General features: G+C 74.1%; 4 protein-coding genes and 2 pseudogenes. 3 read left to right on the forward strand and 3 right to left on the reverse strand.

Features of this window, described 5'->3' with window-relative positions; genetic code table 11:
* Together AOK24_RS50765 and AOK24_RS50770 are read left to right on the forward strand one after the other, a co-directional pair.
* Positions 1 to 702, forward strand: a 702-nt coding sequence (locus AOK24_RS50765; protein ID WP_240553974.1) for an AAA family ATPase, incomplete at both ends; no start/stop codon positions are given.
* Positions 703 to 1392: 690 nt separating this feature from the next.
* On the forward strand, positions 1393 to 1962 hold the full coding sequence (locus tag AOK24_RS50770; RefSeq protein WP_240553978.1) for a tetratricopeptide repeat protein: 570 nt from the start codon (positions 1393 to 1395) through the stop codon (positions 1960 to 1962).
* 39 nt (positions 1963 to 2001) lie between these two features.
* Here the strand turns inward: AOK24_RS50770 and AOK24_RS49690 are convergent, their stop codons facing one another.
* From AOK24_RS49690 to AOK24_RS17100, 3 genes and pseudogenes are all read right to left on the reverse strand, one after another.
* Positions 2002 to 4224: an AAA family ATPase gene (locus AOK24_RS49690; protein WP_206191215.1), complete on the reverse strand. Its 2223-nt coding sequence runs from the start codon at positions 4222 to 4224 to the stop codon at positions 2002 to 2004.
* A gap of 226 nt (positions 4225 to 4450) precedes the next feature.
* A pseudogene (locus AOK24_RS52730) lies at positions 4451 to 5170 on the reverse strand (AfsR/SARP family transcriptional regulator); the annotation flags it as partial.
* Positions 5171 to 5320: 150 nt separating this feature from the next.
* Entirely contained in the window at positions 5321 to 6406 is a 1086-nt protein-coding gene (locus AOK24_RS17100) for a magnesium and cobalt transport protein CorA (RefSeq protein WP_240553976.1), read from the reverse strand.
* A 124-nt stretch (positions 6407 to 6530) separates the two neighbouring features.
* Between AOK24_RS17100 and AOK24_RS50775 the strand changes: the two are divergent.
* Positions 6531 to 6711 (forward strand): annotated as a pseudogene (locus AOK24_RS50775) (winged helix DNA-binding domain-containing protein); the annotation flags it as partial.

Below are 6711 nucleotides of genomic sequence, written 5' to 3' on the forward strand. Positions count from 1 at the left end.
GTTGGGTGGGGCGGACCGCGGCCGGCCGCGCCGGCCCCGGTCCGCCCCACCCAACTCCCCCTGGACCTGCGCACCTTCGTCGGCCGCCGGGACGAACTGGCCCGGATCACCAGCGCCCTCGACAAGCTCGACGAGACCTCCGCGACCCCCTCGGCGGTGATCAACACCATCGAGGGCATGGCCGGCGTGGGCAAGACCGCCCTCGCCGTGCACCTCGCCCACCGCCTCGCGCACCGTTTCCCCGACGGCCAGCTCTACGTCAACCTCCGCGGCTTCGACGTGAGCGGGCCCTGCGTGTCCGCCGCCGAGGCCCTGCGCTCGTTCCTCATCGCCCTCGGCGTCTCCGCCCGCCACCTGCCCGCCGACGTCGACTCCCAGATGGCCCTGTACCGGAGCATCCTCGCCGACCGCCGGGTCCTGATCGTCCTCGACAACGCGCGCGACTCCCAGCATGTGCGCCCCCTGCTGCCGGGCAGCTGCACCTGCCTCGTCGTCATCACCAGCCGCACCCAGCTGCGCGGCCTCGTCGCCACCCACGGGGCCGCCCCCCTGATCCTCGGCCCGCTCAGCGACACGGAGTCCCGCGAGGTCCTCGCGCGCCATCTGGGCCGGGGCCGCACCGCCGCCGAACCCGAAGCCGTCGACGCGATCGTCGAGTTCTGCCACCGGCTGCCCCTCGCCCTCGCCGTCATCGCGGCCCGCNNCCTGTCCCTCGACGGCCTCGGCCCCGAGGCGGCGCGGCTCCTGCGGCTGCTGTCCCTGCACCCCGGCCCCGACCTGTCCGCCACGGCGGCGGCGAGCCTGGCCGCGCTGTCCGTGCGCCAGGCCACGACCCTGCTGGCCAAGCTGGCCGACGCCCACCTGATGATCCGCCCGGCGTCGAACCGCTTCGCCTTCCACGACATGCTCAAGATCTACGCCGCCGAGCAGCTCCAGGACCACGACGACGCCGGCACCCGCGAAGCGGCCGTACGGCGCCTGCTCGACCACTACGTCCACGGCGCCCACGCCGCCACGAGCGCGCTGACGCCCGACCGCATCGACGCCGCCCCCGACGCCCCCGCCGAACCGGGCGTCGCACTCGACCCCCTCACCGACCCCGCCTCGGCCGCGGCCTGGCTGGAGCGGGAACTGCCCGTCCTGCTGTCGGCCGTCGCCCAGGCCAAGGACGGCGGCCACCCGGCCCACGCCTGGCTGCTGGCCCAGACCCTGGAGCTGTACCTGGACCGCAGGGGCCGCTGGCAGGACCAGATCGACATCCAGTCCACCGCCGTCGAGGCCGCCCGGCTGCTCCAGGACCGGCTCCGCGAGGCGAAGGCCCGCCGGGCGCTGGGATTCGCGTACGGGCGCCTCGCCCAGGACGACCTGGCCCACACCGAACTCGACGCGGCGATGGCCCTGTTCACCGACCTCGGCGAGGCGGGCGGCCAGGCACGCGCGCACCGGTCGCTGGCCTTCCTCGCCAACGGCCGCCACGACCACGACGCGGCCCTGGGCCACTACGCGCGGGCCCTGGAGCTGTACCGGTCGGCGGACAACCTCACCGGGCAGGCCCTCGTCCTCAACGAGACGGGCTGGACGTACATCCTCCACGGCGCCTACCGGCAGGCCGTCGACGAGTGCACCCGGGCGGTGGCCCTGCACCAGCGGATCGGCGACACCAACGGCGAGGCCGCCGCCTGGGACAGCCTCGGGTACGCCCACCACCACATGGGCCACCACGAGGAGGCCCTGCGCTGCTACGAGCGCGCCTTGAAGCTCTACCAGCACATGAAGGACCGCTACCTGGAGGCGGACACCCTCCTGCACATGGGAGACACCCACGAGGCCCGGGGGAACCGCGCCGCCTCCGTGCCCCTGTGGCGGGAGGCGGTGCGCATCCTCGACGAACTCGGCCACCCCGAGGCCGAAGCCGCCCGCGCCCGCCTGCGAGGAGAACCGGGCGAACCAGCGGACGACTGAGAAGCGGCCTCCCCCCCCGGGGGCGGCACCACCCGGCCGCTACGACACGGCGGCCGGGTGACACAGCCGGGTGAACGGCAGATTGCTGCTGACGTAGGCGAACTCGCCCCGGGACTCGACCTCGGCGGCCGACGACCGCAGCGTCCTCCTGGCCTCCTCCACCGCCCCGCTGCTGTGCTGCGCCTGGGCCAGCAGGCCCAGGTGGAGCGGCAGCCGGATCAGGAGCCGCCGCTCGCGCAGCTCCGCCACCGCCGACTCCAGCCGGCCGAGCGCGCCCGGCTCACCGGCCTGCTGCCGCGCCCAGCTCCGGCACACCTGGAGCATGGCGCTCCAGTGGCTCAGCCCGTGGGCCCGGGCGATGTCGAGACCCCGGCCGCTGGACTCCGCCGCCCCGTGCGGATCCTCGCCCAGGGCCGCCACCAGGGAGTGGAAGTAGTACGCGCTCGCCTGGTCGACCGGCGTGCCGTCCCGGCCCGTCGCCACGAGCAGCTCGTCGCACAGCTCCCGCGCCTCGTCGCCGGCGCCCAGCAGCCACAGGGTGAGGACCCGGTGGTTCATGGCGAGGAACCGGGGGTCGTGCTGCGAACGGCGGGTCATCGCCTCCCGCTGCCCGGGGCTCAGCTCGTCGGCCGCCCGCCCCGCCTCCGTCAGGGCCGTGAGCGCGTCGGCGGTCTCGCTGGGCAGCTGCAACAGCCCGCGGGCGATGCGTTCGTAGAACCGGATCTCCGGGGCGCCGGAGCGCTCCGCGAGAGCACGCAGCTGCTCCACGTGCCGGGCGGCCTCCGGGGGCCGGCCGGTGACCAGCTCGGCCACGAACTGCCGCAGCAGCAGCGCGGCTTGCTCGATGGTGCGGCCCGCCGTGGCGGCGGACAGCTTCCGGATGCGCCCGGCCTCCACCTCCACCTGGTGGTCGCCGTACCCGCGGGTGATGCTCGTCGTGTACAGGAGCCTCGTGCGCAGGTCCAGCGTCTGGTCCGAGGCCGTGTCACCGCCGCGGGGCGAGGCGGCGAGCACGGTGTGCGCGTGCTCGAACCAGGTCTGCGCGCCCCGGTAGTCGCCGTCGCCGATGGCCTGTTCACCGGCGCGCCTCAGGAGCGGCACCACGTCCTCGGCCGGCAGGGCCAGGGCGGCCTGCCAGGCGTGCTGGGCCACCTCCTCGCTCGCCTCGGGGGAGTCCCCGTGCCAGGCGCTGAGCACGGCGACGGCGCGGGCGTGCAGGGCCGCCCGCTCCTGGCAGCGCAGCTCCGCGAGGAGGACGTCGCGGATGAGGCCGTAGCGGAAGACGAGCCGGTGCGGGTGGTCGAGGTCGTTCTCCATGAGGCCGGTCGCCATGACCTCCTCCACGAGGTCGTGGTCGGCCCCGTCGTCGTCCAGCATGCCGGTGAGCGTGGCCAGGGTCGCCTCGGCGCCGAGCACGGCGCAGCACTTGAGGAGCTGGAGGACGCGCGGGGACAGCCCGGCGAACCGCCTGCGCAGCATGCTGCGCACCCCCGTCGGGATCCCGGCGCGCACGGCGTCGGCGACCCGGGGATCGCGCAGGCGCCGGGCGCCGCCCGCGTCGGCGAGCAGCTGGTCGAGGAGGTAGGGGTTGCCGGCGCTGCGCTCGTACAGGGCCCGGACGACGGACGCGTCGACGCCGGGGCCGGCCTGGGCGTCGACGGCGGCCCGGACGTGTTCCTCGGTGAGGTTGCCCAGGTGCACGACCTTGGTGCGGGAGTCGGCCAGGAGGTCCACGAGGGGTCCGTCGGCGGCGGGCCCGGCCCCCAATCCCGGTTCGCGGACCGTGATCACCACGCTGACCGGGCGCCCCTGGGTGCGGTTGCCGAGCAGGCCCAGCACGTCGAGGGTGAGCCGGTCCGCGCCGTGCACGTCCTCCAGGACGAGCAGGAGCGGGCGGTCGTCGGCGCACTGGAGGACCGCCTCGCACAGCGCGTCCTGGACGAGGAAGTGCAGATGCCCGGGGAACTCGCCGCCGTGCCCCGACAGCGTTGTCACCGGGGGGAGGACGCACTCCTTGCGGAGGCCGTCGAACGACATCCCGTACGGGATCTCCAGCCGGCGCAGCACCTGCTGCCACACCCAGCCGGCGGGCGCCCCCTCGTTGCCGCGGCAGTTGACGCGGATCACCTCCGCCTCCGGGGGCGGCGGCTCCGAGCCCGCGGTGGCGCGCACCACCAGCTCGGTCTTGCCGACGCCGGCCTCGCCGACGACGGCGGTGATGTGCCCGCTGCCGCGCAGGGCGCCGGCGATGGAGGACCGCAGGGCGTCGAGGGCGTCGTCGCGGCAGGGGAAGGCCGAGGACGGCCGCTGCCCGTGCTCGGGCGCGCTCGTGGCGGGTGCGGGCGCGTCCCGCTCGCCCCGGCCGAGCGGGACGCGCCCGCACCTCGACGGGGGCCGGGGCGGGCGCCCGGTCGTCGAGTTCGTGGCGCAGCAGCGCCATGTGGACGTGCTGGAGTTCGCGGGCTGGGGCGACCCCGAGCTCCTCGGCGAGGTAGGCGCGCGTCCGGTCGTACAGCTGGAGCGCCTCGGCCTGCCGGCCCAGCCGGTACAGGCCCGTCATGAGGCTGCCGACGAGGCGTTCGTCGGTGGGGTGCAGGGACACCTCGCGGCGCAGCAGCGCGACGGCGTCACCGGCCTCGCCGAGCGCGAGCAGCGTGTCGGCGTGGGCCGCCACGGCGGTGGTCCGCAGCAGGCCCAGGCGTGCGCTCTCCTCCGCGAGCGGGGCGTAGGCCGTGAGGTCCAGGAAGGGGTCGGCCCGCCATAACCGCAGCGCCTCGCAGAACACCTCGCGGGCGGCCTGGAGCCGGCTGTCGGCCACATGCCGCTGGCCCCGGGCGACGAGGCTCTCGAACCGGGACAGGTCGAACGTGCCGGGCTCCACCGTCAGGACGTATCCGGGAGCCTGGTAGCGCAGCGGGGTGACCGGGCCGTGCTGCTGTCCGGTCAGCACCCGCCGCAGGTGGGACAGGTACGTCTGCAACGTGGCCTGCGGGCGTCTGGGGAGGCTGTCGCCCCACAGTTCGTCGACGAGCTGGTCGGCGGGCACGACCTGGCCCAGCCGGATCAGCAGCAGGGCCAGGACGGCCCGGTGCCGCGGTGGACCGAGAGGCACCTGCTCGGCCCCGCGCCGGGCCGTCATCACCCCGAAAGCCTCGAACGACAGGTCTGCCAGGGACGCGGATTGCTGCTCTTGAGCTGTGTACGCCATGCCGGGGGCACTTGCCTTTCGACGGTCACGCACTTGACGGACGGTCGAGCGTACGGCGGGGAAGGTGATGAAACTGTGCCGATGCAGTGACGTACAGAACACGCCACGACACGGACGGGTACGAGCCACCCGCCGGGCGCCGCCGCCCCCTCAGAGCCAGTCGCGGCGCTTGAACACGACGTACAGGCTCATGCACACCACACCCATCAGCGCGACGGCGAACGGGTACCCGAACACCCAGCGCAGCTCCGGCATGTGGGTGAAGTTCATGCCGTAGATCGTGCCGACGAGGGTGGGCGCGAAGAGGATCGCCGCCCACGAGGAGATCTTCTTGACCTCCTCGTTCTGCTCGAAGCCCGCCTCCGCCAGCGCCCGCATCTCCGCGTTCTGCTGCTGGGTGACCAGCGTCGCGTTGACGGTGAGGATCTCGGTGAGGGCCTGGCGGAAGCCGTCGACGCGTTCGCTGGTGTGGGTGACGTGGTCGGCGACGTCGCGCAGGTAGCGCTGGAGTTCGTCGTCCGTGCCGTACTTGGAGAAGCCGGCCATCAGCGCGTGGAGCATGCCGACCAGGGGACGTGTCGCGCGCTGGAACTCGACCATCTCGCGGGAGAGTTCGTAGATGCGGCGGGAGACCTCGGGGTCGCCCCGGAAGACCTCCGTCTCGATCTCGTCGATGTCGTTCTGGACGCCGGAGACGACGGGCGCGTAGCCGTCGACGACGGCGTCGAGGATCGCGTAGAGGACGGCCTCGGGGCCCAGGCGCAGCAGCTCCGGGGACTCCTCCATGCGCCGGCGTACGGCGGAGAGGCCGGGGGCGTCGGCGTGGCGGACGGTCAGGACGAAGTCGGGGCCGAGGAAGACGTGGAGTTCGCCGAAGTCGATCTCCTCGGGGGCGTCGAGGTAGCGGGCCGCGCGCAGGACGACGAAGAGGGTGTCGCCGTAGCGTTCGAGCTTGGGGCGCTGGTGGGCCTCGTTCGCGTCCTCGACGGCGAGCGGGTGCAGGCCGAACTCGGTGGCCAGGGAGTGGAGTTCGGACTCGGTGGGGCGGGCGAGGCCGATCCAGGCCATGCTGGCGGGCCGCTCGCGCAGTTCGCGGTAGGTGTCGGCGAGCGTGGCGGGGGAGGAGACGCGGACGCCGTCGCGGTAGAGGGCGGCGTCGATCACGCCGGCGGGCTCGTCCGCGGGCCGCCGCGCCTCCTTGCGGGGAAACCTCGCGCCACGGCGTCGCTCGGGCATCGCGTCCCCTCCCGTCGCTGTCGCTTCTGTCCTGGTTTCTGCCGGTCACGGGCAGGATATACGCGGCGCGCAGCACACGGGCCGGCGGCAACGAGGACAGAATCTGTCCTCGATCGGGGCTACCGTGCACCCCATGACCGCCCCCCGCGTCCTCGGCACCCGCGCCCTCAACCGCGCCACCCTCGACCGCCAGCTCCTCCTGCGCCGCTCGGCGATGACCGCGCACGCCGCCGTCGAACACCTCGTCGGCCTCCAGGCGCAGAACGTCAAGCCCCCGTACTACGCCCTCGCCGCCCGCCTCGACC

This window comes from Streptomyces niveiscabiei, assembly GCF_001419795.1.
Lineage (GTDB): Bacteria > Actinomycetota > Actinomycetes > Streptomycetales > Streptomycetaceae > Streptomyces > Streptomyces niveiscabiei.